18 protein-coding genes and 1 pseudogene are annotated in these 17739 nt (G+C 40.2%); 9 read left to right on the forward strand and 10 right to left on the reverse strand.

Annotated features, from left to right (window positions below):
- Window positions 1–98 precede the first annotated feature (98 nt).
- From pdxY to anmK, 4 genes are all read right to left on the reverse strand, one after another.
- Complete coding sequence (pdxY, locus tag BM135_RS12450; protein ID WP_092520034.1) at window positions 99–977, reverse strand: pyridoxal kinase PdxY; 879 nt, start codon at window positions 975–977, stop codon at window positions 99–101.
- Window positions 978–1139: 162 nt separating this feature from the next.
- On the reverse strand, window positions 1140–2414 hold the full coding sequence (tyrS, locus tag BM135_RS12455; protein ID WP_092520035.1) for a tyrosine--tRNA ligase: 1275 nt from the start codon (window positions 2412–2414) through the stop codon (window positions 1140–1142).
- Between the two features lie 280 nt (window positions 2415–2694).
- Window positions 2695–3348 carry a pyridoxamine 5'-phosphate oxidase gene (gene pdxH, locus BM135_RS12460; protein WP_092520036.1) on the reverse strand — a complete coding sequence of 218 codons (654 nt, stop codon included), beginning with the start codon at window positions 3346–3348 and terminating at the stop codon, window positions 2695–2697.
- Window positions 3349–3452: 104 nt separating this feature from the next.
- On the reverse strand, window positions 3453–4562 hold the full coding sequence (anmK, locus tag BM135_RS12465) for an anhydro-N-acetylmuramic acid kinase (protein WP_092520037.1): 1110 nt from the start codon (window positions 4560–4562) through the stop codon (window positions 3453–3455).
- A 315-nt stretch (window positions 4563–4877) separates the two neighbouring features.
- Between anmK and BM135_RS12470 the strand changes: the two genes are divergently transcribed.
- The gene (locus BM135_RS12470; RefSeq protein ID WP_092520038.1) at window positions 4878–5351 is read left to right on the forward strand and encodes an outer membrane lipoprotein; all 474 of its coding nucleotides are present in this window, start codon (window positions 4878–4880) and stop codon (window positions 5349–5351) included.
- 82 nt (window positions 5352–5433) lie between these two features.
- Here BM135_RS12470 and slyA read toward each other — a convergent pair whose 3' ends face one another.
- Complete coding sequence (slyA, locus tag BM135_RS12475; RefSeq protein WP_092520039.1) at window positions 5434–5871, reverse strand: transcriptional regulator SlyA; 438 nt, start codon at window positions 5869–5871, stop codon at window positions 5434–5436.
- 676 nt (window positions 5872–6547) lie between these two features.
- Window positions 6548–6787 carry a DUF1289 domain-containing protein gene (locus tag BM135_RS12480; RefSeq protein ID WP_092520040.1) on the reverse strand — a complete coding sequence of 80 codons (240 nt, stop codon included), beginning with the start codon at window positions 6785–6787 and terminating at the stop codon, window positions 6548–6550.
- Window positions 6788–7033: 246 nt separating this feature from the next.
- Between BM135_RS12480 and gloA the strand changes: the two genes are divergently transcribed.
- Entirely contained in the window at window positions 7034–7441 is a 408-nt protein-coding gene (gene gloA, locus BM135_RS12485) for a lactoylglutathione lyase (protein ID WP_092520041.1), read from the forward strand.
- A 184-nt stretch (window positions 7442–7625) separates the two neighbouring features.
- Complete coding sequence (rnt, locus tag BM135_RS12490) at window positions 7626–8285, forward strand: ribonuclease T (RefSeq protein WP_092520042.1); 660 nt, start codon at window positions 7626–7628, stop codon at window positions 8283–8285.
- 64 nt (window positions 8286–8349) lie between these two features.
- Here rnt and BM135_RS12495 read toward each other — a convergent pair whose 3' ends face one another.
- Complete coding sequence (locus tag BM135_RS12495; RefSeq protein WP_092520043.1) at window positions 8350–8739, reverse strand: Grx4 family monothiol glutaredoxin; 390 nt, start codon at window positions 8737–8739, stop codon at window positions 8350–8352.
- A gap of 365 nt (window positions 8740–9104) precedes the next feature.
- On the opposite strand from BM135_RS12495, the gene sodB reads away from it, so the two are divergent.
- Window positions 9105–9683: a superoxide dismutase [Fe] gene (sodB, locus tag BM135_RS12500; protein WP_092520044.1), complete on the forward strand. Its 579-nt coding sequence runs from the start codon at window positions 9105–9107 to the stop codon at window positions 9681–9683.
- A 598-nt stretch (window positions 9684–10281) separates the two neighbouring features.
- Complete coding sequence (gene purR / locus BM135_RS12505; protein WP_092520045.1) at window positions 10282–11307, forward strand: HTH-type transcriptional repressor PurR; 1026 nt, start codon at window positions 10282–10284, stop codon at window positions 11305–11307.
- A gap of 3 nt (window positions 11308–11310) precedes the next feature.
- Here the strand turns inward: purR and punR are convergent, their stop codons facing one another.
- Window positions 11311–12219, reverse strand: coding sequence for a DNA-binding transcriptional activator PunR (punR, locus tag BM135_RS12510; RefSeq protein ID WP_092520046.1), 909 nt, complete (start codon window positions 12217–12219; stop codon window positions 11311–11313).
- 123 nt (window positions 12220–12342) lie between these two features.
- Here punR and punC point away from each other — a divergent pair, with 123 nt between their 5' ends.
- Both punC and cfa read left to right on the forward strand, forming a co-directional pair.
- Window positions 12343–13515, forward strand: a complete 1173-nt coding sequence (gene punC, locus BM135_RS12515; protein ID WP_092520047.1) for a purine nucleoside transporter PunC — start codon at window positions 12343–12345, stop codon at window positions 13513–13515.
- A gap of 278 nt (window positions 13516–13793) precedes the next feature.
- A complete protein-coding gene (gene cfa, locus BM135_RS12520) occupies window positions 13794–14945 on the forward strand; it encodes a cyclopropane fatty acyl phospholipid synthase (protein WP_092520048.1) in 1152 nt (383 codons plus the stop codon).
- A gap of 108 nt (window positions 14946–15053) precedes the next feature.
- On the opposite strand, the gene BM135_RS12525 is transcribed toward cfa, so the two are convergent.
- Window positions 15054–15698, reverse strand: a complete 645-nt coding sequence (locus BM135_RS12525) for a riboflavin synthase subunit alpha (RefSeq protein WP_092520049.1) — start codon at window positions 15696–15698, stop codon at window positions 15054–15056.
- Between the two features lie 219 nt (window positions 15699–15917).
- Window positions 15918–16036 (reverse strand): annotated as a pseudogene (locus BM135_RS12530) (IS1 family transposase); the annotation flags it as partial.
- Window positions 16037–16113: 77 nt separating this feature from the next.
- On the opposite strand from BM135_RS12530, the gene BM135_RS12535 reads away from it, so the two are divergent.
- Window positions 16114–17046 carry an IS4 family transposase gene (locus BM135_RS12535; protein WP_217644301.1) on the forward strand — a complete coding sequence of 311 codons (933 nt, stop codon included), beginning with the start codon at window positions 16114–16116 and terminating at the stop codon, window positions 17044–17046.
- A 105-nt stretch (window positions 17047–17151) separates the two neighbouring features.
- Window positions 17152–17436 carry a hypothetical protein gene (locus BM135_RS17200; RefSeq protein WP_217644302.1) on the forward strand — a complete coding sequence of 95 codons (285 nt, stop codon included), beginning with the start codon at window positions 17152–17154 and terminating at the stop codon, window positions 17434–17436.
- Window positions 17437–17739: the final 303 nt, after the last annotated feature.

A 17739-nucleotide genomic window follows, 5' to 3' on the forward strand; every position in this document is an offset into this window, starting at 1 on the left:
TTTCTTCTTACCCTCAATTAGGTAGCACCAACATGCTAGCCAAGGCTATATACTATCCAAGACTATCGAAAGCGTAATTTCACTGATAATCTTCAGTGTCAGTCTATTCTTACCGCATGAAACTGATGTTCTGGAATGACCATCTTATCTTGCGCAGCAACAATCTGTAATTCATATTCTTCACTCTTTCGTGTTTCCAACATCACTTCGTAGACTGCGGCGGCAACATGTTCTAATGCAGCTTGCAATGCTTCGTCTGTCAAAGATGAATTTTTCAACAAATTGACGAGGAACAAACCACTCGTTAAGTCACCAACACCAACTGGCTGACGTGTTCCCGTATCAATTAATGGGCGACTAATATGCCAACTATGTTCTTTCATCACCAAAAGCATTTCAAAACAATCTTTCTGATAGCCTGCACGGCTCAAATGTTTAACTAATACAATTTTAGGACCTTTTTCACATAACTCACGAGCTGCGGATATAGCTTGTTCTACATTTTCAATTTTCCGCATGGTCAGTGTTTCAAGTTCTAATAAATTAGGCGCGATGATATCACTGACAGGTAAAGCTTTCTCGCAAAAGAATTCCGCAACGCCCGGAGCAACTATACATCCTTTTTCCGGATGCCCCATTACAGGATCACAGAAATACCATGCATCAGGATTGGCTTCTTTAACCTGCTTCACGATATCAAGGATATAATTTCCCTGCTCTGGAGAACCAATATAACCACTCAAGACGGCATTACAGGATGCTAGTTTATTAATTTCACTAATTCCCTGCACGATTTCAGTCAAATGTTCAGGTGGCATCACACAACCACGCCATTGAGGATATTGGGTATGGTTTGAAAATTGAACCGTATTTAATGCCCATACGTTCACTCCCATACGACGCATCGGGAAAACAGATGCGCTATTTCCTGCATGACCAAAAACAACATGAGACTGAATTGAAAGAACATTGTTCATAATAAGGCCTAGTTTATTATTTTTGATTTACAAATATACCTGTCTTCTTTCAAGCTACAGCTTTGTTAATTGCAACTTAAAATCCATAGGATATAGATGATATCTATAAAGATGACAGAGATACATTAAGGGCAACAATAATGTTGCCCTTAATAATATTAATTAATATTTCCAATTGATAAGGCAATAATGCTTCTTACCACGGCGTAACAAACTATAACGCCTAAACAAACGATCACTCTCTGCAAATACATACATAGGTTCGGATTGTTTTTCACCATTGATGGAAACTGCATTAGAACTTATCATAGTACGAGCCTGCCCACGGGAAGGAACAAATTCGGCTGTAACCAGTGCTTGTTGCAGATCAGCATCTTTTTCAAGTTCAATTGCCGGCATTCCATCTTGTGCTAATTGGGCAAAATCATCTTCAGTCAAATCAGCAATCGCACCGGAGAACAAACTTTCAGTGATACGCTTCGCCGCTGCAAGGCCTTCTTCTCCATGCACCATACCAGTAACTTGCTCTGCCAGTACATATTGAGCACGTGGAGCTTTACCGCTATTTTTATCTTCTTCTTCCAGAGCATTAATTTCTTCAATGTCCATGAAAGTAAAGAATTTTAAGAAGCGGTAAACATCTGCATCTGCTGTGTTAATCCAGAACTGATAAAATTTATATGGGCTGGTTTTCTTTGGATCCAACCAAACTGCACCGCCTTCTGTCTTACCAAATTTAGTTCCATCTGATTTAGTGATCAATGGCACTGTTATCCCAAACACTTGTTTCTGATGTACGCGACGAGTCAAATCGATACCTGAAGTAATGTTGCCCCATTGGTCTGAACCACCAATCTGCAATTCAACGCCATATTTTTCATTCAGGTTTGCAAAATCATATGACTGCAACAGGTTATAAGAAAACTCAGTGTATGAAATACCAACATCATCACGGTTAAGGCGTTGTTTTACCGCTTCTTTGTTGATCATCTGGTTGACAGAAAAGTGCTTACCGATATCACGCAGGAAAGTAAGCACATCCATTTTGCCAAACCACTCGTAGTTATTGGCTAATTTTGCACCATTTTCACCATCAAAACTAAGGAATGGGGAAACCTGATTGCGAATTTTTTCAACCCATTCTTTGACTGTTTCTTCTGTGTTTAATTTGCGTTCAGTTGCTTTAAAGCTCGGATCGCCAATCAAACCTGTCGCCCCACCGACCAACGCAATAGGTTTGTGCCCCGCAAGTTGGAATCGTTTTAAACACAGCAAGGGAACCAGATGGCCCAAATGCAAGCTGTCAGCGGTAGGGTCGAAGCCACAATAGAGAGAAACCGAACCTTGCGCCAGTCTCTCAGCTAACGCCTCTTCATCCGTTACCTGGGCAACAAGGCCCCGCTCTTGCAGTTGTTTAATCAGGTTATTGCTAGACATTAATAACTCCATCGGTTTGTATACTTTACCTATATATCTCCCTTTCTTTCAGGCTGCCACTTTATTGATTACGCTACAACCTGGAATCTATTGGGTATATAAGTATCTCATTATAAATCATGTGCCATAGCATAAAACGCCAGTAATATAAGTGCCAGTATTAAAAATGGTAATTATACTCTTCACTTTGCAAATCACTGCCTTATTAGCTGTAATTTATAATCTATTGAACATTACTCAATGATGGCCTTGTATATTGAGCAGTTATAGCGCTCTGTTATTAAGGGGCCAACCGATCAACATGCCATTTGTCACCTTCACGTTGATATAGAAAACGATCATGAAGACGATGAGCACCGCCCTGCCAGAATTCGACAGAATCAAATTCGACCTTAAAACCACCCCAGAAACTGGGAAGAGGAACCTCACCATTCTGAAATTTCTGTTTTAATTCCAAAAATTTTCCTTCCAAAATGCCTCTGGCAGAAATTTTTGAGGATTGCTGAGAGGCCCAGGCTGCAATCTGGCTATCTCTCGGACGGCTATGAAAATATTTCACTACTTCAATCGGAGACAAACGCTCAGCTTTGCCAAGAAAACTAACTTGCCGTTCCAGTTGATACCAAGGAAAATGGAGACTGATCCGGTTATTCTGAGCCAGATGTTTTGCCTTGCGGCTGCCAAGATTGGTATAAAACATCAAGCTATGAGCATCAAAATGTTTTAACAGAACAATGCGCTGATAAGGTTGTCCGTTCTCATCTACTGTAGCAATACACATTGCCGTCGGATCGCTGAGTTTCGCTTCACAAGCCTGTTTTAACCAGCGTTCAAAAAGTTTCATTGGTTCTTCAGTAAGATCTTTTCGCCTTAACCCATCACGTATATATTCGCGACGCAGTTCTGCGATAGCTGTTTCATTATTTTCTGACATTTCTAATTTCTCGGTTTCTTAATGAGTATTAGCATATCATTGTTATCTGCTAGCTAACTGTCTTCTAAGAATAGTCATTGATTAACTGATCATGATCCAAACAATTATCTGATAACTGGATAAATTGCTCCTAAAATCGTTTCTCTATCCGCACCTGTTACTGATGGCAAATTACCAGATAATCCAGACATTGTTCGGAATGCCAACCAAGCAAATGCCAGTGCTTCCATATCGTCACCACTCAAACCATATTTGTCTGTCGTAGCTACTTCAGTATCCGGTAATAAAGTCGATAATCGATTCATCACAAGTGGATTACGTGCCCCACCACCACATACTAAAAGACGATCACATCCACCACTTAGCATAACTTGCTGAGCAATGCTTACGGCTGTTAACTCAGCCAATGTTGCTTGAACATCCACCGACTCAACGGCAGGAAAATCAGCCAGCTGTTTTTCCAACCATGCCATATTAAAGTATTCGCGCCCTGTGCTTTTCGGTGCAGTACGTGCGAAATATGGATCAGAAAGCATTTTTTGGAGCAAAGATTCATTGATAGTACCTTCACTAGCCCATAGCGCATCTTTATCGTAAGGTAACTGCTTGTGCTGCCATGTCCAAGCATCCATCAGCATATTTCCCGGACCGATATCATATCCTTTAACGGCAGAATTAGGCAGAAGTGCTGAGATATTTGCTATTCCGCCAATGTTCAAAATAATACGTCTTTCTATAGGATGGCCCAATACAGCCATATGGAATGCTGGCACCAAAGGCGCTCCCTGACCACCATAAGCCATGTCACGTCGTCTGAAATCACCGACTGTTGTAATATTAGTCAATGCTGCTACACGGTTATTGTCGCCGATTTGCATAGTAAAAGGCTTTTCACCATCCGGTTCATGCCATACAGTCTGCCCATGACATCCGATTGCTGTAATGTCATTTGCAGTCAGACCTGCTTTATTTAACAACCCTTGAACAGCTTCAGCAAAGAGAGTTCCAAGTTCATAGTCAAATCTTCCGACCATTGATAATGTCGTCTGCTGCCCTTGACAAATAGAAAGCAATTTTTGCTTAAGTTCTTGCGGGAAAGAATGATTATAACTCACTTGTTGAATCACAATCTTATCACTAATCTCCGCCAAAATAACATCAACCCCGTCCATGCTAGTGCCAGACATCACACCAATATAACGTCCTGATTTCATAAATATTCCTCTATTAAATAATGGATTACATTTAATCTTATATAAACTATAAGACACATCCTATTCGGACTATATGTTTAATGATCATTAACAGAGATAAAATCTGAGTTTTGGAAAGCTCTTCACAAAACATGCTAAGCTTTTGGTCAGGAATTATTCCTTTGCGAGTTCATCATGAGCATTTATTATATGCGTGGATATATATCATTAGTTGTTGGCAAAGCTATTAGTTCAGTTGCTAACAATAGCAGCTGAACGTTTGATTATAGGTCTATTATCAAATTTCCCTATCAAGCATTAAAATTAGGAGTAACTATGTTAAAACGTTTCCTGGTTGGTACAGTTGTAGTAACCACTTTGTCTGGTTGCGCAGACATGGGAGCACTCTCTAGTGATACTTATTCTATTGGTCAAGCCAAACAAGCCCAAACTGTAGCCTATGGCACCATTCTGTCAGTGCGCCCCGTCACTATTAAAGGCAAACAAGCCGGTGATCCTAATGTCTTAGGTTTCATTGGGGGAGCCGTTTTGGGAGGATTATTAGGTAATACCATTGGTGGTGGCTCTGGCCAAAGGCTTACAACAGCCGCAGGCGCTATTGCTGGTGGTCTGGCTGGCCAAGGAATCGAAGGTGCTATAGACCAAACAAAAGGTGTTGAATTAAATATTCGTACAGACAATGGAAAAAATATCATTGTAGTACAAAAATTAGATCGCACCGCATTCAGCAGAGGACAACGCGTCCAGATCGCAAACAGCGGAAGCTCTCTGACAGTATCACCACTCTGAAATATTCAAATAACACAAGAATAAAAAATCGCGGCTTACCAGTAACTGGATCTGGACCGCGATTTTTATTACAGATTAATTTTTATATTACCTGTTTATGTAATTGGCTAATATTTTTTTCAATTTTTTTTATTACAGAAGCAAACAGAATTAACTCATCATGAGTAATTCCCTCCAGGATTTCTTTTCTTGTCGAATCAATAACACTATCCACTTCTCTAATAAAAGTTTCCGATTCTCCGGTTAATTTGATTCTTTTTGCGCGTCGATCATTAGCACATGTGTGCCGTGTAATCAGTTTCTTTTCTTCTAATTGATCAAGCGTTCTCACCAGAGATGGTTGCTCAATACCAATAGCTTTTGCGAGCTGTATCTGTGATTGCTCTGGTGGCAGCTGACTAATATTGTATAGAGTAACCCAATGCGTCTGGGTTAATTTCAACGGTTTCAAACGATGATCAATTAAAGCGCGCCAAACACGGACTAAACGTGCCAGATCTGATCCCAATGTCAATTCCAATTACCCCTCCTTATAATTAGAGACTCATAACATCAATGAATTATCCAATCAGTTTATTCATATGAATAATGGATACGCATCCTATATCATGCTTACATTAGCAGAGTCAGAAATTTCGCTAATAACCTAATTAGTGTCGCGTTGGCTTGCTACTCAAAGTTGACATCTTCGTCGCCCTAAAGAGCGAAGTTGTACGGCGCATCGAATAAAATCGCGCATTAATCCACCAACGATATAAACTGTATAAAATAATCTTACAACTAAACTATTGTAATTTTAAATATCAATAAAAAAGATACAAGCCCCCAAAATATATACATTTACACTCGGTTAAAGTTCTATAAGAATAACCGCCATCCAAATACTAATCTATATATTTTTACATTAATATCATTTTTCTCTTACAGAAATTGACAAATTATAATAAATAACATAAAAAACAATAAGATAACAAATCAGCCTCTTTATTATTCAATAAGTAATTCTTTAATAAGAAATTTTTACGGAAATACCTCAGTCAATCAACAGGAATAATATTTTGAAATGACTTATGTCAAATAAAAGAAATGTAATATAAATAACATACTATTTATTACTAGTAATATTGCTTATTTTTTCGTTCATCCTAAACCATAATTCATATAATTGATATTTTTTTAATCAACTCAGAATAAAACTAAAATAAATCGGGGTGCTTTAGGATAATATTTCCATTAGAACCCTTACATTTTAACCTTCTTAGATATCTATTATGACATAACCGCAATATTTTTCTTTTTTCACTATCCGATAATTTCATCCACACAAATCGTTCTTCCCTACTACGGTAACATCCTCGACAAAAACCACGGGAATCAGATTCACAAACCCCTCGACAAGGGTTTGGAATAGCAAAGAATTCTAATTGTTCGGCCATTTCATCCTCCTGCATTTAGATTTATCAATTATTTCCAAGATGAAACTATTTATTGGTCAGTATAAACCGCAACCAATACATTTCAAAACAAAATAGTAACATTGAGAAACAAAATAAACGAACAGGACAATTTGAATTATTTTACCCATACACGTTATAGTTAACTAGAGATATACAGATATGTGAGCAAAGTTTTGCAATGAAAGCTATATTTCGCAATAAAACTATAAAGATCAAGAGGTAATCATGCGTTTACTCCATACTATGATCCGTGTTGGCAACATGCAGCGCTCGGTTGATTTCTATACTCAGGTAATGGGTATGCGTTTACTTCGCACAAGTGAAAACCCAGAGTATAAGTATTCTCTCGCGTTTGTTGGTTACACTGATGAAAGCCAAGGTGCAGTCATTGAGCTAACCCACAATTGGGGTGTTGAAAACTACGAAATGGGAACCGCATTTGGGCATATCGCCTTAGGCGTTGATGATGTTGCAGCAACCTGTGAACGCATCAAACTTGCTGGAGGGAACGTGGTTCGCAAAGCAGGACCGGTTAAAGGTGGAACAACAGTCATTGCGTTCGTTGAAGATCCCGATGGCTATAAGATTGAACTCATCGAAAATACAAGCGTCAACAGTGCATTAGGCAACTAACTCTATCAATAGACACCGAGTTATAGCTAGAAATTATTCATACACGTACAAAAGGGCATATCCTATTGCCCTTTCTTATTCTGATAAGATAAGTATTACTTCTGCAAGACATACCAAATTTTGTCATAATATCTACTATTCTAGAATCAAAAACAGAATCCTGAAGCTAAGAACTGAAAATCAGATGTCTAATCAAAACGATCAAAATATGCTAAGTGGACGCTTTCGTGGCTACTATCCCGTTGTCATTGATGTCGAAACCGCTGGTTTTAATGCGCGTACAGACGCTTTACTTGAAATTGCTGCAATTACTTTAAAAATGGATGATGAAGGCTGGCTATCACCTGCTGATACACTACATTTCCATATCGAGCCTTTTGAAGGAGCTAACCTTGATCCTGCCGCTCTCGCTTTCACTGGTATTGATCCCACAAATCCCTTACGAGGAGCCATCAGTGAATACACTGCTTTGCATGCTATTTTCAAAATGATCCGCAAAGGCATGAAAGATACTAACTGTAATCGTGCGATTATAGTCGCCCATAATGCCAATTTTGATCACAATTTTGTCACGGCCGCTGCTGAACGTTCTGGTTTGAAACGCAATCCATTCCACCCGTTCGCTACTTTTGATACTGCAGCACTCAGCGGATTAGTTCTTGGCCAAACAATTTTAGCCAAAGCCTGCATTACAGCGGAAATTCCGTTTGACAGCAGTCAAGCACATAGCGCTCTTTATGATACTGATCGAACAGCCCTGCTTTTCTGCGAACTCGTTAATCGCTGGAAGCGGTTAGGTGGTTGGCCACTACCAACTCCTGACACCGCTGACTGCGAGTCCTAAAAAAGTAAGCCCCATACCTATAAAGAATTATGGGGCTACGAAAAGTATTCATCATTCAGATGAATTACTGATCTTTTTCCTGCTCACGATACTTGTCAGCAGTCTCTTTGATCAACGTTTGTAGTTCACCGCGTTGATACATCTCAACAAGAATATCACAACCTCCCACCAGTTCACCATCAACCCAAAACTGAGGAAAGGTCGGCCAATTTGCATATTTAGGCAATTGAGCACGGATATCTGGATTTTGCAGAATATCCACATAAGCAAAACGTTCGCCACAAGCTGATAAAACCTGAACTGCCTGTGCAGAGAAGCCACAGCTTGGCAGTTTCGGAGAACCTTTCATATATAGAAGAATCGGGTTTTCTCTGATCTGGCGTTCGATTTTCTCAATAACCACATCTGCTGTTGTATCAGTAACCGTGTTAGTATTCGTATTAATATTCGTCATTTTTGCTTCCTTAAAACTGCAAGCGCTATTCATCAGTATCAGATAAAGATTGATTCAGAATACCACTTTCTACTCTAATGTTTCTAGCGTGAACTTTATGCGGCAAATTTTTGCCATGACCTGCAACAAGTAATCACCAGATATTTTCATTCCAACTGACTGTATTTAATCCATGTTACAGTTCAGTTCTACGCCAGTTCGCAACCCAATAGTATCTTTTCTCCTGTTATTTAGCAGAAAAGTTGTTAAGATAATTACCAAACAGCAATATTGATAATAAGCTTAAATTTGTCCTGCCCATGATTAGTATTTTATAAATCATGGCTTGCGGAGCCAAAAACCCGATATTAAAAAAGGAGCATGCAATGTCTTTTGAATTACCAGCATTACCTTATACCAAAGATGCCCTAGAACCACACATTTCCGCAGAAACTCTAGAATACCATTACGGCAAACATCACAACACTTATGTTGTAAACCTGAATAATCTGATTAAAGATACCGAATTTGCCGGAAAATCACTGGAAGAAATCATCAAAACATCTGAAGGCGGCATCTTCAATAACGCTGCACAAGTTTGGAACCATACTTTCTACTGGCATAGCCTGTCACCAAATGGTGGTGGTGAACCAACCGGAAAATTAGCAGATACTATCAACAATGCTTTCGGTTCTTTTTCTGAGTTCAAACAGCAGTTCACTGACTCTGCCCTGAAAAACTTTGGTTCTGGTTGGACTTGGTTGGTCAAGAAAGCTGACGGCACTCTGGCTATTGTTAACACTTCTAATGCAGCAACTCCACTGACTAGTGAAGATAAACCAATTCTGACCGTTGATGTTTGGGAACACGCATATTACATTGATTACCGTAATGCACGTCCTCAATATCTGGAACATTTCTGGGCTCTGGTCAACTGGAAATTTGTTGAAGAAAATTTGGCTTAATAAGATTAATTCTCACACCAGTTTGAAATAACTAGGGCAGGTTTTCTTTCATTTACTGAACTCCTAATGCTAGAGAACCCGCCCTTAAAACAATGCCTTCAAAGCAAATAGTGTTACAAATTCTTCTTTTAGATCTTAATCAGATCAAACAGAGGCTTCCCAGAAAAACAATCATGATTAATGCACTACCGGCAGCCAATAATCCCAACTTCAGATCTGTATCCATAGAACATCCTCAATGTGAAAATTAAGATACTCCAATACTATAAATTTTAATACATAAGTTTTTAATACCATAAATTTTAAGTGGTCATTTGCCGTATTATTTAAAAACCATACCGCAAGATTTAATCCATACTCTTTATAGCATTGATTATTGCTTTCACTTTTGAGCTAGATCAGACAAAATTCAAGGTTTATCGCTAAATTATTGCCAATCACCACTCTATATATAAATATGTTGGCAAACGATTAACAAATATCTATACTCGATAGATTTCAAGCCTCGGTGGAGTGCAAGTTAGTGCGGTCAACCAAACGAATTTGAAAAATAAAGGGTATATAAAGTTAGACCATAAGGTCAGGAGTCCTTTTTATCATGGCAACGATCAAAGATGTGGCTAAACATGCTGGTGTTTCGACCACAACCGTATCCCATGTTATCAATAAAACCCGTTTCGTCGCCGAAGATACAAAAGCTGCAGTTTGGGCTGCGATTAAGGAACTGAACTATTCTCCCAGTGCCGTTGCCCGTAGTTTAAAAGTTAACCATACTAAATCCATTGGGTTATTGGCAACGTCAAGTGAAGCACCTTATTTTGCTGAGATCATAGAATCTGTTGAAAATAGCTGCTATGGCAAAGGTTATACACTGATTTTATGTAATTCTCATAACAACCTTGATAAACAGAAAGCTTATCTCGCGATGCTGGCGCAAAAACGCGTAGATGGTTTGCTGGTCATGTGTTCAGAGTACCCTGAACAGCTTTTAGGTATGCTGGAAGGCTATCGTAATATTCCTATGGTGGTTATGGATTGGGGAGAATCCAGAGGGGATTTTACCGATGCAATTATTGATAACGCTTTTCATGGTGGTTACTTAGCTGGGCGTTATCTCATTGAGCGCGGTCATCGTGATATTGCCTCCATTCCTGGGCCATTAGCAAGAAACACTGGCGGAGGGCGTCATCAAGGTTTTCTCAAGGCACTGAAAGAAGCCAATATTACTATTCGGGATGAGTGGATTGTTCAGGGTGATTTTGAACCTGAGTCCGGTTATCAAGCCATGTGCAAGATCCTTAATCAGAAGCATCGTCCAACGGCTGTTTTTTGCGGTGGTGATGTTATGGCAATGGGAGCGATTTGTGCAGCCGATGAGTTGGGATTACGCGTTCCCCAAGATATCTCAATTATCGGTTATGACAATATTCGCAATGCCCGCTATTTCACGCCAGCATTGACAACCATCCACCAACCCAAAGAACGCTTAGGGCAAATGGCTTTTTCGATGTTACTGGACAGAATCGTCAATAAACGTGAGGATGTACAAACTATTGAAGTCCACCCACGTCTTGTTGAACGGCGCTCTGTTGCGGATGGACCTTTTATTGATTATCGTCGCTGACGGTTAATTTTCTTGCAGCCATTCAGCATTAAGCGTTTCGCTATCCCCTAGGTAATCAAGTAACCAACTTAATGCTGGTGAATGGCTTTTTTGCAACCATGTCAAACAGCATGGGCTATCAGGCAATGGTTGTTCAAGTTCGAGTGTAGTCAGCTTGCCTTTACGGATCAGCGGTAGTGCACGGTGCTTGGGAACCATTCCTACACATAATCCTTCCATTACGCAACTTAATCCAGAATCCCAATCAGGAACAATTAATCTCCGTTGGTTATCCAAAGCCCATGTATCACGTTTAGGCAGACTGCGTGAAGTATCCTCGAGGCACAAACTAGGGTAAGGCCGCATTTGGTCATCATCCAATTTTCCTGATATTACTGCCAGTTCATGTCCGGGGCTAGCGACACATAACCATGGCATGAACCCCATATCCCTGAAGCTATATTGCTCCCCAACAGGGGAAGCGCGTGTTGCCCCGATAGCAACATCCACTCGTTCGTCTACCAAGGCATCCCATACACCGTTGAAAACTTCGGGATAGATAAATAATTCAATATCTGGAAAATGGCGATAAAAATCTAAAATTAGCCGAAGAGTTCGCTTTGATTTTACTACCTGATCAACTGCAATACTAAATTGACCCCGCCAACCATTGGCAACTTGTTGACACTGGTGCCGGGTGTGATTCATTTTTTTGATAACAGAACGAGCTTCTTTGACAAAAATAGCCCCTGCTTCAGTTAAGTCGACATCACGATGACGACGTTCAAACAAAGGCACTGCCAACCATTCTTCAAGCTGTTTGACCGTATAACTGATAGCAGAAGGCACACGGTGAAGCTCTGATGCAGCCGCACTGAAACTTCCTGTTCTGGCAACAGCATCAACAACTTCCAGAGAGTATTCAGACCACATATATCTTCCTTTCAATTTTTTTCACAGCATGGTGCAAATATTACCGTTTCACAAGTAAAAATCATGCCATATAAAATAAGCCGAATATTTATTTATCAACTACTACATCAAGTTATTAACACAATGACAACAAATAAAAACTCCATTCCATTCATGTTTTATCTCGCAGGCTTGAGTATGCTTGGCTATTTGGCCATCGATATGTATCTTCCTGCTTTTGACACAATGAAAAAAGAATTAGGTACATCAACAAATGCCATTAGTGCGAGCCTCAGCATTTTTCTTGCCGGGTTTGCTTTTGCCCAACTTTTATGGGGGCAATTGTCTGACCGTTTAGGTAGAAAACCTGTTCTTATTATCGGACTGTCCCTGTTTTCCATTAGCTGTTTAGGTATGCTCTGGATAACTGATCCTATCCAGTTGCTTATATTGAGATTTATGCAGGCAGTTGGAGTTTGTTCTGCCGCAGTTACTTGGCAGGCTTTGGTTGTCGATAGATATGATGTAGAGCGGACCAAACGTGTTTTTGCCATGATCATGCCTTTGGTCGCTCTTTCCCCTGCTCTTGCGCCTTTGTTAGGCGCATGGTTATTGACACATAGTGGCTGGAGAATCATTTTCCTTGTTTTAATGATCGTAACGCTATTACTGCTAATACCAACATTTTCTCTGAAAAGAGACCACATTAATATCGAAGCCAGCTCTGATACGAAAGCAATTTCTTTCCTTACATTACTATCTTCCCCAGTTTTCAGCGGAAATGTATTGATTTATGCATCTTGCAGTGCAGGTTTTTTTGCTTGGCTAACTGGTTCACCAACGATTTTGAAAAATATGGGTTATGACTCTACCGATATTGGCTTAAGTTACATTCCCCAAACACTGGCATTCATGATTGGTGGATATGGTTGCCGTATCTTATTGGCAAAAGTGAAAAGCGAAACAGTATTCCCATTTTTATTGGTGGGATACGCTGTGAGCATGACTATTATTTACCTGATTTCCATACTAGGTGAACCTTCATTCATAGCCATTCTTATTCCTTTTTGTGTGATGGCAGCAATGAATGGTGCATCCTATCCAATTGCCGTGGCAAATGCCCTGTCTGTTTATCCCAAGAATAGTGGTAAGGCTGCTGCATTACAAAATACCCTGCAATTAAGCCTTTGTTTTGTTGCAAGCATGATCGTTTCTATATTTATGGAATCTCCCCTTGTATCGACTGCAACAATAATGGCATTTACTTCTGTTCCAATGGCTGTCGGTTATTGGTTGCAAAAAAAAGTTACTAAATAAAATAATAATTAAGAACATTATCATCTAAAGGTTACATAATGATGTAACCTTTAGATGATTGTTTAAATACCATTTCACTCATATACTCATACAGATCCATTATTCTAAAAACTCGGAATTTGAGGTTTTTCAGAGCACTGAAGCTCTATTTAATTTCAGGATGAATAGGCAATATGTGCTTTCAATGTAATTTCTAACAAATCTTCGAGGTTTTAACATAATAAAATCAGCTACAAAGTGACACCTCAAAATTCCATCACACAAATGTTGGAGAGTATATGAGTTCATCTTTTGTTGAAGGTAAAAAAACAATAACTGATTCTTGGCATAGGATCGCCCATGAATTGCTTCAGGAAACGGATATTGAGATCAATGGCAAGCATCCTTTTGATATACGCATTAAAAATCCTGACTTCTATAAGCGCGTATTGAAAGAAGGTTCTTTGGGGCTGGGTGAAAGTTATATGGATGGCTGGTGGGAATGTGATCGCCTTGATATTTTCTTTTATAAAATATTACAGGCAGGTTTGGAACACCGTATTCCTAAAAATGCTAAAGATATTTTCAAGATAATTATATCTCGTTTATTCAATTTACAATCTCCCAAACGCGCTTGGATTGTAGGTAAAGAACATTATAATTTAGGCAATGACCTTTTTACTCGGATGCTTGATCCTCATATGCAATATTCTTGCGGGTATTGGAAAGATACCAATACACTGGAAGAAGCACAATCCCATAAGCTCCGCCTAATTTGTGAAAAACTACAATTATCTCCGGGCATGACTTTATTGGATATCGGCTGTGGATGGGGAGGTTTAGCAGCTTATGCGGCAGAGAATTATGGAGTATCTGTCACAGGGGTAACTATTTCAGCCGAACAACAAAAATATGCGCAGGAACGCTGCAAGGATCTAAATGTAAAAATAATCCTTGAAGATTACCGAAACCTTAACCTTCAGTTTGATCGTGTTGTGTCTGTTGGTATGTTTGAGCACGTTGGTCCTAAAAATTATGGCAATTATTTCAATATGGTGAAAAAGAATCTGACCCCTGATGGTCTGTTCCTTCTTCATACCATCGGTTCCAATGTCGATAAATCAGGAGCTGATGCTTGGATCAGCAAATATATTTTCCCCAATGGCTGCTTACCATCAATCTCTAAAATTGCCAGAGCAACTAATGGAAAGTTTGTCATGGAAGATTGGCACAACTTTGGGGCAGATTATGACCGGACACTCATGGCATGGTATGAACGATTTACTGCCAGTTGGCACGAAATAGAGCATAATTATAGTCCACGCTTCAAACGGATGTTCAGCTATTACCTGAATGCCTGTGCAGGTGCATTCCGAGCAAGAAACATTCAATTATGGCAGATAATATTCAGTCCACAAGGCATTGAAAAAGGATTGAGAGTTCCTAGATAGTTCTCCTTAAGTGGAGTTCTCAAAGCTACAGAAATAATACTTCTGTAGCTTTCGCGTTCTATCGAATAACGTTACCACAAAATCAATAGCACAAACTGGAAATACTTTTTATTGTTCTTCAGTCTGTAACAATAATCTTTCCTGTTCTTTCTGAGCCATAACTCGTTCAACGGTATCTACAATCGCTTGGGTTTGTGGGTCAATCTCAATATTAACCTTTTCACCTAAACGTTTTTTTCCCAGAGTTGTACGCTCTAATGTTTCTGGAATCAAATGAACACAGAAACGATTATTTACTACATCCCCAATTGTCAGGCTAATCCCATCAATGCCAATAAACCCTTTGTGCAGGATATATTTCATCAACGCCTTATCGTGAATTCGAAACCATATTTCATGGTTATTTTCAGAAGTGAAGATTTTGGCAATTTCTGCTGTTGTAATAACATGACCGGACATCAAATGCCCACCAATTTCATCACCAAATTTAGCCGCTCTTTCCAGATTGACTAAAGCACCTACCCTAATTTCGCCGAGATTGGTCAGACGCAATGTTTCTTTCATTAAATCGAAGCTAATGAAATCACCATTAATCTTGGTCACAGTCAGGCAGCAACCATTGTGGGAAACAGAAGCTCCCGTTTCAATTCCGGGTAATAATTCAGCCGGAAATTTAACAACATAAGTCCGAAAATGCATTTTTTCATCAATGGCAACTATCGGCGCTTTTCCCTGAACGATACCTGTAAACATGGGAACCTCTTTAATAATTTCATCTGACAGAGTAGTTTAACCCACTCACCGCATTTAAACACTATCCCGTTTAAACATCATTCTGTTTAAGGCACTATTCCGGTTGAGTTTAGTTTCAGTTGAGTGTTGCTTCAATCATGTGCCTAAGTTATTGAGTATAAAGTTACTCGATACGGAGGCATTTGCGGCACCTGAGTCATTAGGTTATGAACCCAATAGTTAGATTTCTTGTGAAATATAGTAGTTACGCTCAATAAACGTTCCTATCACCTTGTCGTGTATCTCTTCTGATTTGGATAGACTATCGTTTTTCGATTCAGCCTTTTTAGCCAGGTACGATGGGGTAATACCGCTCGCTTAAGCAAATCAAGATAAGTCATAATCGGCCTCAAATGATTGTCTGAGGCCGATTTTTATGTCTGAATTTTCTCGTGAACTCCACGCCACTGCGGAATTTAATTACCCCGAATCTCTGGATGCCTTTAGCCAAAACATTCCGATGGCATGGATGACTGAAACGGTTAAAGAAACCGGCCGAGCCACGATGCGAAAACGTCGATTTCCCGCCGAACAAGCCGTGTGGCTAGTGCTGGGCATTGGGCTCATGAGAAACCGTTCTATCAATGAGGTTTGTGACAAATTAGACCTGGCTTTTCCTGACGCGAAGGGGGAACTGCCATCATTAGCGTCAAGCCGTATCTCGAAAGCCAGACACCGCATTGGTGTTGAGCCCTTGCGGCCTCTTTATCATACCACCGCCACCGAATGGGAAAAAGAAGAAACAACGTATTCTGCGTGTGGCCTGAAAATCTTATGTGTGGATGGCACCCAGTTTAAGGTGCCTGAAACCGACGATAACCAACAACTGGGTTATGCCTCCGGCAAAGCCACCTTTCCTTCGGTGTTAGCGGTGACGCTGATGTCTGCACGCACACATCTTATCTCTGATGTGGCGTTTGGCCCCATCACCCAAAGTGAGATTAGCTACGCTCAACAATGGGTGGGTTCTGTGCCCGAAAATACGCTGATGTTGTTTGACCGGGAATTTCTCTCTGCGGAATTATTTCAATCGTGGTGGGGAGCAGGCAAAAATACCCATTGGCTAACGCCGATAAAAAGCAAAATGCGTTATGACATTTTTGAGGAATACAGCCCTTATGACAAATTGATCGAGATGCCCGTTTCTCCCCAGGCCCAACAGGCCCATCCTCACCTTGGAAAAACCTGGCGGGCACGTCTTATTTTAATCCCGGACCCGAAAGGTGAAATTAAAGGTTTTATCACCTCAATGGAATGCCCGGTGACTTATCCGCTCAAAGCGATCCTGAGCGTGTACTGGGAACGCTAGGAAATTGAAACCGGTTATGGTGAACTGAAACAAAGACAACTCAATAACAGCGCCATCCTGAGGAGCCAGACCCGGGTCGGTATTTATCAGGAATTATGGGGCATATTGATTGCCTATAACTTGGTTCGGCTGGAAATGAGCCGGGTAGCAAAAACCTATCGTGTTGAACCGCTTCGGATAAGCTTTATCAATGCGTTACGGCTGATACAGGATGAATTTTTATGGTGTTCGGGACGAAGCTCCGGTACGATCCCGCAAAAACTAAAAGCGCTCAGGGAAAATGGCAAGAGGCTGATCTTACCTCAAAAGCGAAAACGCCAATCCGTCCTAAGGCAAGTGCTTTGCAAAACATTACGTTACCCTTATAAAAAGAGAACCGCTCGCGCTTAAGCGAGCGGTATTACAAGGTGATAGGGAGTTTTATCGAACGTGAATACTATTCTTTATAGGGGGGATCTAACTATTGGAGTCATGACCCATTGATGACCAGAACGCGAGCGCCTATTAAGGTGAATTCCTTTGACTGCACTACAAGAGGAGCAGGTCACATCAATCTTTACCATCTGAATGTTCTCCAAATAGGCATACTATACATGATTAGGGCAAACGGGTCTAATTTATACAGATGAAAATCCCACTGTCAGGATTTTCATCATATAGCCATTATCCCAGCCAGCCTTCTGGCGCTTAGTC

It is taken from the genome of Xenorhabdus japonica, from assembly GCF_900115195.1.
GTDB classification, from domain to species: domain Bacteria; phylum Pseudomonadota; class Gammaproteobacteria; order Enterobacterales; family Enterobacteriaceae; genus Xenorhabdus; species Xenorhabdus japonica.